Raw genomic sequence first — 17178 nt, 5'->3', positions numbered from 1 at the left:
GTAAGTGAACGTCACGCCTGATTTAAGAGATTACCAAATAGAAGCAATCAATAACTGGAAAAATAACGGTTATCGGGGATTATTTGCTATGGCCACTGGTACAGGAAAGACGATAACTTCATTAAGCTGCGCAGATTATTTATTTAAGGTTGAAGGGGCTATTCATCTTTATATACTCGTTCCTACACTTGATTTAGCTAACCAGTGGATGGAAGAGACAAAGAAATTTTTAATTAAAAATGTCATTTTAGCTAATAGCGAAAATAAAAATTGGTATACAGAAGCATTGTCCGCTATAAATACTAAAGATAGCAGCTATTGTATTATCGCGACTTATGCGACATTTCTGACGAAAAGATTTGGTGATATTATTTCTAAGGCTACTCCGCAGTCATTTCTTATTGCGGATGAAGCGCATAATTTTGGCACAGAAAAGCATATTGCGGTATATCCTGAAAACATTCAAAGACGCTTGGGCCTGTCAGCCACGCCCGACCGGTATTATGATGAACAAGGGTCACTTGAAATTTACAGGTATTTTGGAGCTGAAAAGGAATTTACCTTCAAGTTTACGATGGAGGAAGCTATAGAGCGTAATTATTTGTGCGAGTATTATTATTATCCGGTAATTGTGCAGCTATCGGAAGAAGAACTTGAGGAATACAAATCAATTTCTATTAAGCTTTCTAAATACTTTAATGGTAGTACAGGAAGCTTTAAAGATAATCCTATCGTTACTGCATTATTACTTAAAAGGAAGCGGATTATACATCAGGCTTCAGGAAAATTCGACGCACTCCGTAAGATATTGGGAGAGTTGAAAAACAAAGGACTGCCAGTGAAATATTTGCTGGTTTATGTACCCGAAGGGAATGACGATAAAATCGATGAAGATGATAAAAAGTTAATTAATACCTACTCCAGAATTATTGCTAAGGAGTTTAACTTATCTCAGCATCAATTTATTGGACTTACTACTAATCGTCAAAGAATTTTAAGCGAATTTTCGACAGGCCATATTGCAGTTTTGACAGCAATGAAATGTTTGGATGAAGGAGTAGATATCAAACGTGCAGAAATAGCGGTATTTTGTTCAAGTACAGGAAATCCAAGACAATTTATTCAAAGGCGAGGAAGGGTTCTCAGAACGCATCCCGATAAAAAATACGCCACTATTTATGACATGGTTGTTGTCCCGTCCATTACAAACCAATATTTTGAATCTACATTACAAATGGAAAAAAGCATTCTTCAAAGTGAACTTAAGAGGGTTCATGAATTTGCCGGGCTATCATTAAATCATTACCAGGCATTGAGTGTTCTTGAGCATGTAGCTAAAGAATTTAATTTAGATATTTACGCTAAAACAGACTATATCGCATGAGTATGACAGGCACTAAAAATAGCAATGTTAACCAGGAAGTAGAAAGGTTATTAGCACCTCTTAAAGAAAAGGATATTGCCCAATATCATATTATTCAAGATCTATTAGATGAGGTTTATAAGGACCCTACTTTAGGAACAGAAAGCACCTCAAAAGAGATAGAGAACAAACTTTATAAAATGGTAGATGACCATTTACGGTTCGCAAATAAAAATTTAAACGAAGGTGATAATAAAATCGATTGAAATAAAAAACTTTCTGTCGTATTATGATACCACAGAATTTAAATTTGATGAAGGAGCTACTTTAATTATTGGTCAGAATAATACCGGTAAGTCTAAGCTATTTGATGCATATAACTGGGTGCTATATGACGAGGCTTATGAAACTGCGGCTGAAGATTGGGTTTCTACCGGGCAATGGAAAGAACAGCTCGTCAACAGGTTTGCAAAACTCAATTGCAACACTAATTCCAAGGTGGAAGTGTCCGTTAGCTTGAATTTTGAAGATGAAAACTCAAATTCATACTTGGTAAACCGTGAGTACAGGGTGCTGAAAATATCAGATTCGGAATGGAGTTGTCCTGGTTCATCTGACATTGCGGTTACTAAAACAAATGCTGTTACATTCAACACTCAAAATTTCATGGGCAATGAAGCTAATGAGTTGTTAAGTGCCTTTTTTCCAAAAAACCTTTCCAGATACTTTCTTTTTCAAGGTGAAGGAATAAGTAAGCTTCTACGCTTAAACCAACGTTCGGATTTTACACGGGCAATTGGTGAACTATCGGGAATCAAGTACTTCGATAAAGCACGAAAATATGCAGATAAAGTCTATTTACGGGCTAAAGATCAATTTGAAAATAAAGAAGAACGTAATGCTGAAGTACAGAAGCAAAAAGTCAAGATCACCAAGGATATTGACGATATTAATGAAAGGGTCACGGACTTAAAAAATAAGCTTGAAAATGAATATCGTGAAAAGGATATCAAAGAAAGAAAATTAGAAGAGAAAGAGGAGGAATTATCTCGTTATGAGGAGTGCGCAAAGTTATTGCAGGAGATAAAATCATTAGAAAAACAGCGCGATGAAAAAGTAGATCAGAAAGGCAAGCTATTTGAATACAATCGTAATGGCTTAATGTCTTTATGGATTTATAACAAATCGGAAGGGCTAATTGATAACTTTTTAAGGCTATATCGGAAAGCGAAAGAAGAAGCAAAGATACCAGAGCCCATTCGGCAGGATTTTATTAAAGAAATGTTGCAGGATCATTTGTGTAAAGTTTGCGGGACAGATGCGCCGGAACATTCTCCGCAGTATCATCAAATATCAAGTTTTATCAACGAGAAATCATTGGATAAAGAAATTGCTGTCATTAACGCGCTAAGTGACACTGCCGATTCTCTAAAATCAAATATTACCCATATCCCAGACAATATAAAGGAGTTTAGAGACGAATTAAATCAGGTGCAGCAAGAACTTGACGGTCTCAGAACGAAAATTGTTTATAAGGAAGATGAACTTAGGATCGTTACAGAGCGAATTGAAGATGAAAAGAAAATAGGTAAAATTCAAAGGGCTGACTTAGAAAAGATTAATCTTTCGCAATTAACCAAGGATCGGGATCAGATTAAAATTGATTTAGATCAGTCTAAGGGAAAAATTGACCAGATATCCGGCAGAAAGGACGAAGCTGATAAGAGCCTGAAAAAACTTGAAGATGAATACAAAGCATTGATTGAACGCTCTGAAAATCAATTTGAAAGGGAAAGAATGTTGCTGGCTCAAAACATTAAAGATGAAGTTTACAAGCTTTATGATAATTTCCTTGGCAACTTAATTGGTGATATTGAAGAAGAAGCCAATACCTACTTTGAAAATATGACGCGGACTAATCCCGCCCTGTCAGGGAAAGTAAGGGTTGATTATGAAAATCGTGAGGTGTACACTGTAGATGAATCTGGTATTCCAATGGCAAATATTAACCAGGCAAATAAAGTTTCACTTCAAATTTCATTTGTTGCCGCCGTACTTTCCGTTTCCAATCGGATTTGGGATAAACATTTTCCTTTTGTGGCTGATGCACCTATTTCTGCTTTAGGAGGAAACAACAAAATTAGTGCTATCAAAACTATTATTGATATTTTCAGGCAGTCAATCGTTATTTTAAAAGATGATGCAGACCTTGAAAATATCGAAGGTTTGAATAATGAGCAAGTTCGACAATTAATAAAAAATAACGGTAAAATACGTAATGCGTATGAATTACGCATGGAAGGCGCAACTATTAATGAACAGAGGACTAAAATTATAAAATTGAAATAATGATTGATGAGGCTCCAATAGATGATAACGCTCTGATGAATATTGAAGTGGATTACTATAATTCTCTTTTTGACGGCAGGCTATGCCCTGGTCAAAAGGATGGTGAAGGTAAAAAACGCAGGGAATATCCTTTTCAGCATATGTGGGAGCTTTTTGTTTATGCGGCTATTTTAGGATTTATGAGAGATCGAAGAAAACCTATAGATAAACAACATAAGCCTTTTAGATGGTTAAATATTGGAAATACCCATCAGAGAAATCTACTGATATTAGCGGTTTCCAAATATGACTCTTTAGAGTTGCTTCAAGACAAAGAGGAACTAAAGAAAATGATTGAGGAATACGCAAATGGTGGTCTTTCCATCATGAACCAGGAAATAAAAAACAACCCCTCCGCTTATGCCGGGTTGGAAGTCTTGACCTACAAGGAGATTTACGACATCGAAAATAAAGTTAAATCGTAAAAATACGCAACGCCATTTTTTTAAGATCGGCTGTTCTTAATTCAATTGCAGCATTATCCCAGTTAGCCGTGTTCGCCACGTCTTCACGATTCATCATAAGTGAGGAATCTTTAAAAATCGGGCGTTTTGTCTCGAAATCATCATTATCTCCCGTGCGGTTATCTGCATTACCTAAGATAGTTAAATTTCCAATTGTGTTTTTTAAAGGCTCTAAAGTCTGGTCAATTACAGCGCCTTGTGCATTGTTAGGATAAATGTGTTCAATTGTTGAATCTCCGAAGTCATATACACGTTCTTTATCCATGCAGGTCGGTTCGCCGTTAGCCCCGTCTTTATACCATCGGAAATAATACTCCATTGTAAGTAAAAAGTACTTAAGCGGCTTATTGCTTTTCCCGCCAGTTTGCTGATACTTAAAGTCATCAAGAAGACGATTGAACATTTCATCATCCGATCTGTCAATTAAAGGCTTCAGGCGAGCGATCAGGTTTTGAGCCGTGTACGCTTGTGGATTATCCCTTAGAACTTTGGCCTCCTCTGTATAAATCATAATTAAATCGCCTATATATTGATTGCAGACAATTAAGTATCTAAACACAAACCGCTCAATGACATGAATAATTTTGTTGAACTCTTTGTGATCTAATAAACTTGCAGAAAGCAAAAAAGGAAGACATGCGGTATGGTCAAAGGCATGTATAAGCAAATGTATCCGGTTTCTGTCCCAATGTTCTATCGGCTGTTTTTGTTCATATGGCCACTGCCCATGATTGATTTTTCGGAGGATAGCGATATCGGTTTCGATATTTTTTACCTTCACTTGGATTTCTTCCGCATTCTTAGGTTCAATAAATTCAAAATCATATTCAGGAATAAAGTGGGTTAAAAACTCATTAAACAGAGAATTGGCACTTGCTTTACTACCCGTGTGTGAACCATAGATCGCGCGCAAAAACCTTTCAGTTAATATGGGCGTGTCAGATAAAATATTATCCCATGCTTCTTCTACAACACCTTGGTTTGCAGGAAATGGCTCCAATATTCTTAAACTTTCTGCCCTCAGCAGGTCGCCTTCCGTTAAATTTTTACCCCTATTATTAAGTACTTGGAATAATTTGAACGCCGCTTTCCGATCCCCTGTAATCATATTCAATATACAGAAATCGTTTTCCAGTATTTGTTCAATAGTTTTAAGATTTCCTAACCGATCCTTCAGATTTGCTGAAAATGTGATCTCGTTAACTTTCTTATGAATCATATCAAAGGCTTGTCTAATTAACCTATGAGATTCCCGTTGTTGTGGCGCTTCAATATTCCGAATAAATGCCCTGAAAAAAACTTTATCGCGGTTTGATAATTCAAGGACATTAATTTCTTCAAAGCTTTCTAAAACTTCCTTTTGAAAAAATAAATATCGCTTGCTTAAATCCTGGATACGTTCATTTAAAATATTTTTTTGGTTTATAAATTCAGCTTCGCCCTGAATTTCAATAATGATAGATTCATAAGTCTTTTTTAATGATAGCACTAACAGAATAAATGTAGCAACCCGTTGTTGCCCATCTACTAATTCAAAATATGATAAATCATAAGTGCCCTGGAGTTTCTCTTCAATACATACAATCTGGCCAAAAAAGTGAACTACAGCTTTATCGTATTTTCTTTTATTGTAACAATTTTCCAGATCTCTGATAAAGTCCTCTATTTCCAATTGCTCCCAGGAATAGCTCCTCTGGTAAGCAGGAACTCTATAAACAGGCTGATACTTAAAAAGTTCTCCTACTGGATGGTACAGAGGTCTTACGTCCATAGATAAATGATGGTTTATAAGCTCTAAATATCATCAGTTATTTTAACATAAAAAAATGCATCTTCATTAATGGTTATTGAAATACTCATAGCCTAATCAATTATTTATAATAAAATTCAACTAAAGTATCGGTAAAGAGTCAATTAATATCTTGTATACTTAGATCCATCTAAATTCGCTGCCAAAATGTTCAATTAAAGTTATTTGTAAATAATGCTATATTTACAAATAAACCTCACACAATTATGCCAAAAAATACTATTAACGAAGCAATCTCAGAAGCGTTAAAACGTGAGGGGCAACCATTGCGTGTAGGTGATATCTATAAAAGAATAGTCGAAGACGATTTATATCGTTTTAACGCTATAAATCCTGAACATATCGTCAGGACCCAATTAAGGCGCCATAGTGAAAATCTGAACTTTCCTACTGCACATAAATCAAAACATTTTGTTTTTCTGAATGACGGGCATTATTGGATCAAAGGTGTTGCCCACCAAAAAGCGATAACGCCGGATGTGAAAGATGAAAAAGTAATTCGTGAGTCTAATTTTGAACAAATCAAAACTTTACACGAAAAATATATCCAGGAATTTAAGGATTCAACGCTTGATCAATTAATAGCGCTCAATCCATTTTCCTTTGAAGAGTTTTGTAAACGGCTTTTGCTGGTTTATGGGTTTAAAAATCTAAAGGTAACTAATAAAACAAAAGACGGAGGGATTGACGGTCACGGCGAACTTAAAATAGGTTTGGTTTACATGAAAGTTGCATTCGAATGCAAACGATGGACGAAAACTTCAGTAGGGAGGCCTAAGATTAATCAATTCAGAGGTGATATTCAGGGTAAATATCAGCAGGGAATCTTTTTTACAACTTCGAAATTTACAAACGACGCAAAAAGCTCATCGTTCCAAATCGGAGCAGTGCCTATTGTATTAATTGATGGCAAAGCGATAGTTGATATTATGATCGAAAAAGGTTTCGGCATTGAGAAAGAAGTCCTGCCAATCTATACGAACGCAATTGATCTCGTTCTACAAGATGCCGAAGAATAAGATAAGTATACCAATCAATTTTTTGTAAAATTTGGCGGACCAGGCACTATGAAACAATTATTGAAAGATATTGAGGCGTTACCATCTAAAAGAATATACCTTTCCATCATTGCAGATTATCATATCAAAACAGCGCTTTGCGAATTGATTGACAATTCAATTGATAGCTGGATACACAGAGGCAAACAACATCCGCTTGAGGTTTCAATCGAATTAGACTATCAAAGGCAAGTTATTCAGGTTATTGATAATAGCGGCGGCGTACCTGAAGCTGATATTAACTTAATTGTTAGCCCAGGTCATAGTAGAAATACGGCTGAGGATGCGACAATTGGAATTTTCGGTGTAGGGTCGAAAAGAGCGGTAGTGGCATTAGCGGAAGAAATCAGGATTTTTACGAGATACAAGGATGAGAAAACAATTTTGGTTGAAATAGATGACGCTTGGATTAAAGATGACAGCACCTGGGATCTCCACATTTATGAAGTCGACCCGATTCCGGAAAATACTACTAAAATTGAGCTTATCAAGCTTAGGGACCCTATAAAACCTGAAAACGAAGCTGATTTGAAAAACCATTTGGGTGTAACCTATGGACTGTTTTTGGCTGATGTCAATTTTCAACTTAAATTTAATGGTAACGATATAACTCCGATCTATTTCGATAAATGGTCTTATCCTCCTGACTTTGAACCAAAGGAATTTACGGGAGATATAGACTTCGGTGCTGATGGTAAAATAAAACTGGATATTTTGGGGGGCCTTACGAAGTCGGGGGAGCCATCAGGAGGCGAGTACGGCGCTTATTTTTATTGTAATAATAGGTTAATTACCAAAGCATACAAAGGCCCCGAAGTTGGATATAAGCCGTTGAGGATAGGCAATCCGCACCCTTCTGTTTCATTAGCCCGTGTAATCGTTAAGCTAACCGGCCCTGCCAAACTCATGCCGTGGAACAGCAGCAAATCCGACATCAACCCCAAGCATCCTTCCTTTAGAGAGATTCAGGAACATATTGATAGAGTGTTGACTCATTATTCTACGCTTTCAAAGAAATGGAGTTCGGCAGGTGGATGGGAAGAAAATATTTTTAAGTATGATGATGGTATCATCAACGAAGAAGTGCTTACAAACATTTCGTCGCAGGTCAGGCTTTATTTGCCACCGATACCCAGGCCATCCAAACGAAAATATGGCGATATTATTAAAATCAATAATAGGGCTTTAGCTAAGAATAAACCGTGGGTAACAGGACTTTATGAAACTGTTATAGCTGTAGAAGAAATAGGAAAATTAAAACTGGAGCAGAAAAATAGAATATCCATGTTGACATTGGACAGTATGCTTGAAATAGCTTTTAAAGAATACTTGATAAATGATTCAGGCACCAGTTATAGCGCCACCCGATTAGAAAACATCATGAAAAATCGAACTGATGTTCATGCGGAGGTCAAAAACACCGTTTCATTTACACAAACACAGTGGAAAAAAATAGAATATTATTATAAGCTTAGGAGTGAATTGGTCCATAAAAGAGCGACTGTTACCGTTTCTGATAGTGAATTAGCGACATTCAGGAAAGTTGTGGAAGTTGTACTGAAGAAATTGTTTGGCCTGAATTTTAAAACAGATAATTGATATTCACGTATTTCCATGGCTATTACTCATGCATCGAAATTAACTCTCCGATTAAAATCCGGAAAAATTCAAACTTCGGTCAGATTACAAGTGGGCCTCCGGTTTGCCCTGCATACCAAGTTCAACTAAATGAGCGATGAATTGTACAAAAGGAGTAATATCTTGTTCCGCGCTTGCTTTCTCTAATGCCTCCATATAGGTATTTCGCTTTTCAACCGGGATCACAGTCCAGGGATAACCACCAGAAGCCAGCATTGCATTCATCAGGAACCTACCTATCCGGCCATTGCCATCCATATAAGGGTGAATGAATACAAAGATAAAATGCCCCAACACAGCCCGGACGGAAGCTTCCGGTTCTGCTTCCAGCAGTTCAAAGAACACCGGCATAACATCCCGCATAGCCTCCACACTGAGGGGTACATGCTTGGAACCGCCGATATAAACCTGGCTACTGCGGTAACCAGCCAGATCCACAGGGCGTAAAATCCCTGCAGCAACACTCGGGTCGAATAATTCGAGGTACCACTTACTATGATCTCGACTGAGCTGGGTTCCGGGATTTGCCCCATTTAATATGGCATTAATAGACGATTTAACTTCTTGAAAAGCCTGCCAGTAACCTCTTGCTGCCATTGCATCCTTTTGTTTTTTATCCGCCTGGTTGTCCCCTTTATTCCATTCGCCACTGCGCACCCTTTCGATCAGTTCTGGCGTTACCCTGTATCGCTCAATTGAAAGGGAATGATAAGCATCCGTTACATAAATTTCATCAACCTTTTTCAAATAGCCCTCTATGTCTTTCGGCATACCTGGCGATTTTGGGAAATTATTAAAGACCACCTTCCGCATTTCATTCCATAACAATTTGATCCTGTTAACCTGCGGGGAACGCTCACGCGGGGAAAGATCAATATCCAGTCTGTAAGCGAACGGATCAGATTCCCGTGTGTCAAATCCCGCTGCCTTCATAGTTTCAACGATGTCCGTAGCGATCTTTTCACGGCCTATATTCCTGAAAGCCCCCGCTAAACGGCCAGCTATACGCGTATGCCCGTTTTCCAACAACATTGGTAATAATTCAGAAGCGTCCCGTATCATGGATAGGCCGGTCCTGGTATCTATTGGATTACTCGTAAAAATAGCCGGCGAACTATAGATTAAAGCCGCCTGTTCCTGGTACATCCGTATTCCGTTTATAATTGTTGTCGTATTCGCAGGTATTTCGGCTTTAAGGTTAAACAAAGAACTCTGATGCGGCAAAGACATCGGCGTATTGTTAGCTTTAGGCGACCTGACTATCAATTGAGGTGGAACAGACCAGTTTCCTGCATGTATCAATAAAGACTGTTCCGGTGAAATGCACCAGTTATTCCCGTATTTATGTTTTAAAAATTTGGCGCAAAAATCCCAATATGCACTATACCAGGCTGTGCTGTCGCCCGGATTTTCCAAGGGGTCAGATGGGATATACCACCCCTTTGAAACTTCTTTCAGAAACGCCCTTTTTATTAATAGCGTTCTTTGATCGCCCGGCAATTCTCCTGTATGTATCGCTACCTCTCCATTGTCCTGTAATGCTTTTAACAGGCTCAATGCTTCTGCCAATTTTTCTCCAGGTGTCGCCATAATAATTGAATTATATTGAATATTCGTTTATTCCTTTTGACAAATGCCATGATATATAATCGTTCAATCACAATTACACACATTCGTGCAAATACAATTATATTCAAATGTACAAATACAATTATATTAAACAAAGCATAACTATAAAGACTAATTTTCAAATTATATTTTATATACTAAATGTTACGCAAAAGGTCACAATTCAGATATAAGATATAACTTATTGGCATTCTGAAAAATGTGACGAAAATTGGTATCGCTGGTTAAATGAATAAACCAAAAGCCCCTGTATTGCCTCGTTTTGTTACAAAATTGAACTATCAAAACAAGGTTTCATGCCAGCCATTATCCATTGGTTATCACCGATGATGCTCTAAATGATGCTGTAAAAGATGCTGCAAATGATGCTGTAAATATTCTGGTGTGGGATAGATTAATAGAAGAATTAAAATGGACTCGGAAGCATTGTGGTGTAACAATCAACTGTGGTAAAATTATAATAACGAAACGGGGTATTTATATAATAATCGATTGAGGTACATACCGGGAGAATCTAAATTACTTACCCCCTTATACATAATCAAACTACAATACAAACCACTGACTAATAGTTGATTACGATTCATGTTTTAAATTTATTACATTGCATAATTAATCGTTTTTTATTACCTTAGCCATACGATTTCAGGTTACAATACCTATTCCGTAACCCGGCGTTGTTTGATAGAAAAAGATAATTGATAATCAATTAGTTAAAGATATAGGTTCGAGCCCAGGTGGGCGCACAAAAAGCAGTTTTTCAACAACTGTAAACCCTTTAAATCAGTGATTTAGAGGGTTTTTTATTTTATTCAGATCCTTTACAAAATCCCGGGCTGATCCATTTTCAGACCGATCCGAAATACCGGCAGACAAAAAAGGCCTGTAAAAGCGAAAACGGAAGCGTCCTCTTGCGATTCTTCTTCCGTTTCCAAACCTTATGTTCAGCCGTAGCTGCACATAAAGCACCAAGTTTTGTGTATTTTAACCGACCTGCTCTTCTACTGTTCTTGCGAACATTGATGCTTTCAGTTCATTGATGGCTTTCGCTCTTCTCCGTAAAGAATACCGATCCTTTCAATACCTTTTTAATTAGCCTTCATTTTTCGCGACTCGCGTCGTATCATTTTCGGGTAATTACAGTGACTTCTGTGATCTTTAGCTCTCCCGAAGGTTCGCCAGATTCATTTTAGTTTCCTGCAAAGTTGTCAAAGTACGTCGTTCTTGATGATTCTAAGATAGCGGCATCGATAACATTTTGCAAGACTTTTTTTTGATTTTTATTAACAAGTTTTTAACAATTTTATACCACCCGACTAACACTTGATATACAGGTACTTATTTTATATTACATACGATATAAGACAGTTATCAACATCCAACATATTCCCAGAAACACATAATATTATTATTTTCATAGACGAGCAACATGCTTAAAATATCTGTTATCAAATTTTTTTCTTTCGAAACCGCTCAAAATATTTTCTGAAACCGGCATCAGCTCATATATATATATGCATAACAAATTCACTACAAACTTTTTAAATTGTTTTTTATAACTTGTGAATACTAAAGATTTACCCTAAATATGTAAGTCAATCAATCCTAACCAGCCATAAAATAAAATTCATGAAGCGCAACTATTACATCGTAACGCTTATAATGCTTACGTTTTTTGTTATTTCTTTTATAACCAATATTATTGGCCCCCTCTCACCTGAATTTATTAAGGATTTTAAATTAAGCGACCTGCTAGCCGGGGTTTTACCTTTTGCTTTTTTTATTGCCTACGGGGTAATGTCAATCCCGTCGAGCATGCTGGTGCAAAAGTATAATGAGAAAACAATTATGGTTACCGCTTTTGTGGTCGCATTTTTTGGCTCACTGCTGCTGGCTGTTTCTCCGGGCTATTTATCCGCGTTACTTTCCCTCTTCCTGATAGGTTGCGGGATGGCGATGCTGCAGGTTGTTATTAATCCATTATTGCGTACAGCAGGCGGCGAAGAAAACTATGCCTTCACTTCAGTGCTGGCCCAATTGATCTTTGGCGCGGCTTCATTTCTCAGCCCCTTAGTGATGACAATAATGATCTCCGAACTGGATAAAAAAAAACATTCCGGGGTATTTGGTATTTTGGGAGGACTGGTTCCCGGGGGAATGTCATGGATCTCGCTTTACTGGATCTTTGCCGTGATTTGCCTGCTGATGTTTATTATCCTGCTGCTTTCAAAGTTCCCTAAAGTGGAGCTGACCAGCGAAGAAAAAGCCGGGCCATGGAAAACACACCTCCAGTTATTTAAACGGCCGGTAGTGATAGCCTTTTTTATTGGCCTGTTTTGTTATGTTGGAACGGAGCAGGGGGTTTCTTACTGGATGTCGGAGTTCCTAAGCCGCTATCATCATTATGATCCGCAGGTACAGGGTGCACGTGCTGTTGCATGGTTTTGGGGATTAATGACAGCCGGAGGAATATTAGGCTTATTCCTGCTGAAAATAATGGATAGCCGCCGATTACTGGTAATTTTTTCAATACTTGCAATTATCTCCCTTACAGCGGCTCTTTTCGGCAGCGCCGAAGTTTCGCTGTACGCATTTTCAATTGTGGGTTTTTTCATGTCGGTGATGTATCCTATCATATTTTCACTGGCACTCAGTTCAATTGATGAGCATCACGGATCTTTTGCGGGCATACTGGTTACCGGCATCATTGGCGGCGCTATAGTACAAATCCTTATCGGCGGATTGGGTAACCTGCTGGGATTAAGAGCCGGTATGATGTTCCTGTATATCACTTTTGGATATATGCTAAGTATCGGCTTTTGGGCAAAACCACTGATCACCAACAAAACTATTTTTGATTCAAAAGACTAAGCTTTTAAATGAAATACATAAAAATTATCGGCATCGATTTAGGTGCCACCAACGTTCGCGGTGCGGTAGTTAATGATCACACCATTTCTGAAATTATCTCGCGCCGGATAAACACCAAAGGCACAGAAGAACAGGTTTTGGAAGATGTTTATTTTATAATAGATAAGCTGATTGGCAAGGATATTAAGGCGATAGGCATTGGCGTGCCAAGCGTAGTTGATATTGAACTGGGAATTGTTTATGACGTAGTGCATATCCCTTCGTGGAAAGAGGTGCATTTAAAGCAAATCCTTGAGAATAAATACCAGGTGCCGGTGTTGGTTAATAATGATGCCAACTGCTTTGCCCTTGGCGAGTATTACTTTGGAAAGGGAAAAGGTGGAAAAAATATGGTAGGACTCACCATCGGTACGGGTTTGGGCGCTGGTATTATCATCAATAACCAACTATACGCCGGCCCAAATTGTGGCGCGGGCGAATTTGGCTGTGTTGACTACATGGATAACAACTATGAATTTTACTGCAGCGGGTCATTCTTCAATAATGTATATGGCCTGAACGGGGAAGATGTGTTCAGGGACGCACAAAAAGGCGATCAGCAGGCGTTAAAACTATATGCCGAAATGGGTACACACTTGGGCAATGCCATTAAATTGGTGATGTACACTTATGATCCGGCGCTGATCATTTTAGGCGGATCGGTGCAGCTGGCTTATAATTTCTTTGAAAAAACGATGTGGGAACGCATCCGCACGCTGGTTTATCCTAAAAGTGTTGAACGCCTTCGTATAGAAAGATCGGCATTGGAAAACAGTGGGATCTTGGGAGCTGCAGGCTTGTACTTCGATTCCTTATAAACTTTAAACTCACGAAGTTTTGAAAACTTCGTGAGTTTAAAGTATCCGAGGTTTAAAGCCGCAAACCGTTCTTAACTAATCTCTACCTCGTATAGTTAGGCGCTTCCTTGGTAATGGTTATATCATGCGGATGGCTTTCGCGCATACCCGCTGCAGTAATCCGTACAAATTTGGCTTTTTGAAGTTCCTCAATTTTTGCAGCACCGCAATAATGCATTCCGGCGCGTAAACCTCCAATATACTGGTAAATAACTTCGGCAAGGTTTCCTTTAAAAGGCACACGACCAACAATTCCTTCCGGAACAAGTTTGGTAACCACATCTGTTTCATCCTGGAAGTAACGGTCTTTTGACCCCTTGTCCATCGCTTCAACAGAACCCATCCCGCGGTATGATTTAAATTTACGGCCTTCGTATATGATAGTTTCACCCGGCGACTCTTCAACGCCTGCAAATAATGATCCTGCCATTATAGAGCTCGCTCCGGCTGCAATAGCCTTAACTATATCGCCCGTTTGCTTGATGCCGCCATCAGCAATCACAGGAACTCCCCTGCCCTCTAATGCTTTTGCACATTCGTAAACAGCAAATAATTGTGGAACGCCAACACCGGCAACAATCCTGGTGGTACAAATTGACCCCGGGCCAATGCCAACTTTAACCGCATCAGCTCCAGCATCAGCAAGGGCAAGGGCAGCCTCACCGGTAGCAATGTTACCAGCTATAACCTGCAGGTCGGGAAACAACGCCTTAACGCTCTTAACCATATCTATAACCCCTTTTGAGTGACCATGAGCAGTATCAACAGTAATAACGTCAACACCAGCTGTTACAAGCGCCTTAACACGGTCTATATTATCAGCAGCTACTCCAACAGCTGCACCAACGCGCAATCGGCCGAATTCGTCTTTACAGGCGCTAGGGAAGTTTTTAAATTTCTGGATATCTTTAAAAGTGATCAGGCCGCGTAATATCCCGTCCTTATCAACCACCGGCAATTTTTCAATTTTATGATTTTGAAGAATTTCTTCGGCCTGTAAAAGGTTAGTTCCCTGTGGCGCAGTAATCAGGTTTCCTTTGGTCATCACCTCGCTCACCGGGCGGTCCATTTCTTTTTGAAAACGAAGATCGCGGTTGGTGATTATTCCTTTAAGTTTATGTTCCCCATCAATAATCGGGATCCCGCCTATCCTGTATTCCCGCATAATTTTTACAGCATCTGCAACAGTTGATGCTTCATGTAATGTTACCGGATCCTGGATCATGCCACTTTCAGATCGCTTTACCTTGCGAACTTCATCAGCCTGGGCCTGTACACTCATATTTTTGTGCAGAATACCTATTCCGCCCGCCTGTGCAATCGCAATTGCCAATGACGATTCGGTAACTGTATCCATGGCAGCAGAAAGAATTGGAATATTAAGCCTTATCTTTTTTGTAAGCCAGGTGCTGGTATCAACGTCGCGCGGTAAAACTTCGGAGTAAGCCGGGAGGAGTAAAACGTCATCGTAAGTTAATCCTTCGGCGACAAATTTTTGGGGATCTAATTGCATAGCAAATAATGTGTTTGGAGTTATTATTTGCCGGGCAAAGCTACTGTTTTATTTCGGATTTTGGAAGGGTGATTTCGGAATTATTGGATCATACCTCTATATGCAACAAAAATTGCCTTATAATGATAAAGCAATTTTTGTTGGCGGTTAAAAAGTCTTACTTCAACCATACAAATAGTCTTCAAATTCAGAATTGGACATCCGAAATCCTTTAGTACTTCCCTACTATTACTTTATAAAAACTGTCAAAATTTAAATACTGATTGGCCATTTCTTTTAAACGTTCAGCGGTAATTGTTTTTACCACCTGCACATACCGGTCATAATAATCGTAATCAAGCCCGGCAAAATACAGGTTCTTAAATTTATCAGCATGCGAAAAAACATTTTCCAGGCTGCCTAATAAAGAGCCCAGCATGTAATTGCGCACCAGCGATAATTCCTCGTCCGGGATCAGGTCGCTTTTTAACAGGTTTACTTCTTTTTCAATTTCGGCTACTGCTGCTTTGCAAACGTCAGCGCCAACCTCGGTTGCTATGAACATAGCCCCTGCATGTTTCAATGAGCTCATGCCTGATCCGATGCCGTAGGTGTAGCCTTTATCCTCCCTGATATTCGCCATCAGCCGCGATCCGAAATAGCCTCCGAGCACCGTATTCAACACCTGTAAAGCCGGAAAATCGGGGTGATTACGGTTGATAACCGGCAGACCCATCCGGATAGCAGATTGCAGCGCATCGGGTTTTTCAATAAAGTAAAAATGCGCTGCGGCCGGGGTTACAGCAGGCTGGCCCGTATCCGGTTTAACATCCGGGTTTGTCCAATCCTTATCAAAAGTATCGGTAATGAGTTCCAGTATGCCGGGTTCAATTTTTCCGGAGATAATAATGGTACAATTGGAAGGCTGGTACATTTGTTTGAAATGGGCCAGCATATCATCACGGTGCAGCGTTGTATAAGTTTCAGCATCAGCGCCCAGGCCATAAAGCGTATCGCCATAAAGCGCTTTGTTAAATTCACGGCGTGCCACGTAATCATTCTTCTGCATGCTTACCTGCAGCTTTTGCTGTTGGTTGCGGATGTAGGTTTCCAGTTCCTTTTCCGGAAAAACGGAATCAGTAAGAATATCTTTTATCACCGGCAGGGTGTGTTGTAAGTGCTTATTTAAGCTATACAGCGTTACCAGCGAATTGTCATACCCGTAATCAACCTGCAGGAACGCGCCATAAAAATCAACTTTATCCGAAATCTGCGCCTGGGTTAACGTACCGGTGCCCTCAGTAAGCATTGAATTTACGGCGATGTTCAGCAAAGGTTTTTTTGGATCGAAGCGTTGGTTCCCGAAGATCCATTCAATCCTTACCAGGTCCTGATCGCCGGAGTTAAAGCAGTATATGTTACACCCGTTGGAAAGCGACTGGTGATCGGGCCTTAATAGTTTTATATTATCTATTGGCCTGAATTCAGGCGCTTGTTTTCTTTGTAATGTCATGTTTCGTGTTGTAAAGGTTGTATCAGTTGTAGTTGTGATAAAGGTTAAGCAGCGCA

General features: G+C 39.1%; 12 protein-coding genes. 8 read left to right on the top strand and 4 right to left on the bottom strand.

Annotation, left to right across the window (positions count from 1 at the left end; translation table 11 throughout):
- Window positions 1-4: 4 nt before the first annotated feature.
- The 4 genes from MuYL_RS11030 to MuYL_RS11015 are packed head-to-tail and all read left to right on the top strand — an operon-like array spanning window position 5 to window position 4176.
- Entirely contained in the window at window positions 5-1384 is a 1380-nt protein-coding gene (locus MuYL_RS11030) for a DEAD/DEAH box helicase family protein (RefSeq protein ID WP_094570624.1), read from the top strand.
- Window positions 1381-1629 carry a hypothetical protein gene (locus tag MuYL_RS11025; RefSeq protein ID WP_170309744.1) on the top strand — a complete coding sequence of 83 codons (249 nt, stop codon included), beginning with the start codon at window positions 1381-1383 and terminating at the stop codon, window positions 1627-1629. The genes MuYL_RS11030 and MuYL_RS11025 overlap by 4 nt, the downstream gene beginning before the upstream one ends.
- Complete coding sequence (locus MuYL_RS11020; protein WP_094570622.1) at window positions 1610-3712, top strand: AAA family ATPase; 2103 nt, start codon at window positions 1610-1612, stop codon at window positions 3710-3712. Before MuYL_RS11025 ends, MuYL_RS11020 begins: the two co-directional genes overlap by 20 nt.
- Window positions 3712-4176: a hypothetical protein gene (locus MuYL_RS11015; protein WP_094570621.1), complete on the top strand. Its 465-nt coding sequence runs from the start codon at window positions 3712-3714 to the stop codon at window positions 4174-4176. Before MuYL_RS11020 ends, MuYL_RS11015 begins: the two co-directional genes overlap by 1 nt.
- Here the strand turns inward: MuYL_RS11015 and MuYL_RS11010 are convergent.
- Window positions 4166-5986, bottom strand: a complete 1821-nt coding sequence (locus MuYL_RS11010; protein ID WP_094570620.1) for a DUF262 domain-containing protein — start codon at window positions 5984-5986, stop codon at window positions 4166-4168. The genes MuYL_RS11015 and MuYL_RS11010 overlap by 11 nt on opposite strands.
- Before the next feature lie 245 nt (window positions 5987-6231).
- Between MuYL_RS11010 and MuYL_RS11005 the strand changes: the two genes are divergently transcribed.
- On the top strand, window positions 6232-7044 hold the full coding sequence (locus tag MuYL_RS11005; protein WP_094570619.1) for a restriction endonuclease: 813 nt from the start codon (window positions 6232-6234) through the stop codon (window positions 7042-7044).
- A 48-nt stretch (window positions 7045-7092) separates the two neighbouring features.
- Entirely contained in the window at window positions 7093-8682 is a 1590-nt protein-coding gene (locus MuYL_RS11000; RefSeq protein WP_094570618.1) for an ATP-binding protein, read from the top strand.
- Window positions 8683-8766: 84 nt separating this feature from the next.
- On the opposite strand, the gene MuYL_RS10995 is transcribed toward MuYL_RS11000, so the two are convergent.
- Complete coding sequence (locus MuYL_RS10995) at window positions 8767-10311, bottom strand: Fic family protein (protein WP_094570617.1); 1545 nt, start codon at window positions 10309-10311, stop codon at window positions 8767-8769.
- 1668 nt (window positions 10312-11979) lie between these two features.
- Between MuYL_RS10995 and MuYL_RS10985 the strand changes: the two genes are divergently transcribed.
- Both MuYL_RS10985 and MuYL_RS10980 read left to right on the top strand, forming a co-directional pair.
- Window positions 11980-13221, top strand: coding sequence for an MFS transporter (locus MuYL_RS10985; protein ID WP_094570615.1), 1242 nt, complete (start codon window positions 11980-11982; stop codon window positions 13219-13221).
- Window positions 13222-13229: 8 nt separating this feature from the next.
- Window positions 13230-14078 carry an ROK family protein gene (locus tag MuYL_RS10980; RefSeq protein WP_094570614.1) on the top strand — a complete coding sequence of 283 codons (849 nt, stop codon included), beginning with the start codon at window positions 13230-13232 and terminating at the stop codon, window positions 14076-14078.
- An 82-nt stretch (window positions 14079-14160) separates the two neighbouring features.
- On the opposite strand, the gene guaB is transcribed toward MuYL_RS10980, so the two are convergent.
- Entirely contained in the window at window positions 14161-15630 is a 1470-nt protein-coding gene (gene guaB / locus MuYL_RS10975; protein ID WP_094570613.1) for an IMP dehydrogenase, read from the bottom strand.
- Between the two features lie 211 nt (window positions 15631-15841).
- Window positions 15842-17122: a M16 family metallopeptidase gene (locus tag MuYL_RS10970; protein ID WP_094570612.1), complete on the bottom strand. Its 1281-nt coding sequence runs from the start codon at window positions 17120-17122 to the stop codon at window positions 15842-15844.
- Window positions 17123-17178 lie beyond the last annotated feature (56 nt).

This window comes from Mucilaginibacter xinganensis (genome assembly GCF_002257585.1).
GTDB lineage: Bacteria > Bacteroidota > Bacteroidia > Sphingobacteriales > Sphingobacteriaceae > Mucilaginibacter > Mucilaginibacter xinganensis.
The sequence above is the reverse complement of the archived record's forward strand: the minus strand, read 5'-3'. Positions and strand labels throughout refer to the sequence as shown.

What these genes read in the sequence shown, in the direction of transcription:
- MuYL_RS11025 (WP_170309744.1), top strand. Translation starts at nt 1,381, where the DNA reads ATGAGTATGACAGGCACTAAAAATAGCAATGTTAACCAGGAAGTAGAA.
- MuYL_RS11015 (WP_094570621.1), top strand. Translation starts at nt 3,712, where the DNA reads ATGATTGATGAGGCTCCAATAGATGATAACGCTCTGATGAATATTGAA.
- MuYL_RS11010 (WP_094570620.1), bottom strand. Translation starts at nt 5,986, where the DNA reads ATGGACGTAAGACCTCTGTACCATCCAGTAGGAGAACTTTTTAAGTAT.
- MuYL_RS11005 (WP_094570619.1), top strand. Translation starts at nt 6,232, where the DNA reads ATGCCAAAAAATACTATTAACGAAGCAATCTCAGAAGCGTTAAAACGT.
- MuYL_RS11000 (WP_094570618.1), top strand. Translation starts at nt 7,093, where the DNA reads ATGAAACAATTATTGAAAGATATTGAGGCGTTACCATCTAAAAGAATA.
- MuYL_RS10995 (WP_094570617.1), bottom strand. Translation starts at nt 10,311, where the DNA reads ATGGCGACACCTGGAGAAAAATTGGCAGAAGCATTGAGCCTGTTAAAA.
- MuYL_RS10985 (WP_094570615.1), top strand. Translation starts at nt 11,980, where the DNA reads ATGAAGCGCAACTATTACATCGTAACGCTTATAATGCTTACGTTTTTT.
- MuYL_RS10980 (WP_094570614.1), top strand. Translation starts at nt 13,230, where the DNA reads ATGAAATACATAAAAATTATCGGCATCGATTTAGGTGCCACCAACGTT.
- guaB (WP_094570613.1), bottom strand. Translation starts at nt 15,630, where the DNA reads ATGCAATTAGATCCCCAAAAATTTGTCGCCGAAGGATTAACTTACGAT.
- MuYL_RS10970 (WP_094570612.1), bottom strand. Translation starts at nt 17,122, where the DNA reads ATGACATTACAAAGAAAACAAGCGCCTGAATTCAGGCCAATAGATAAT.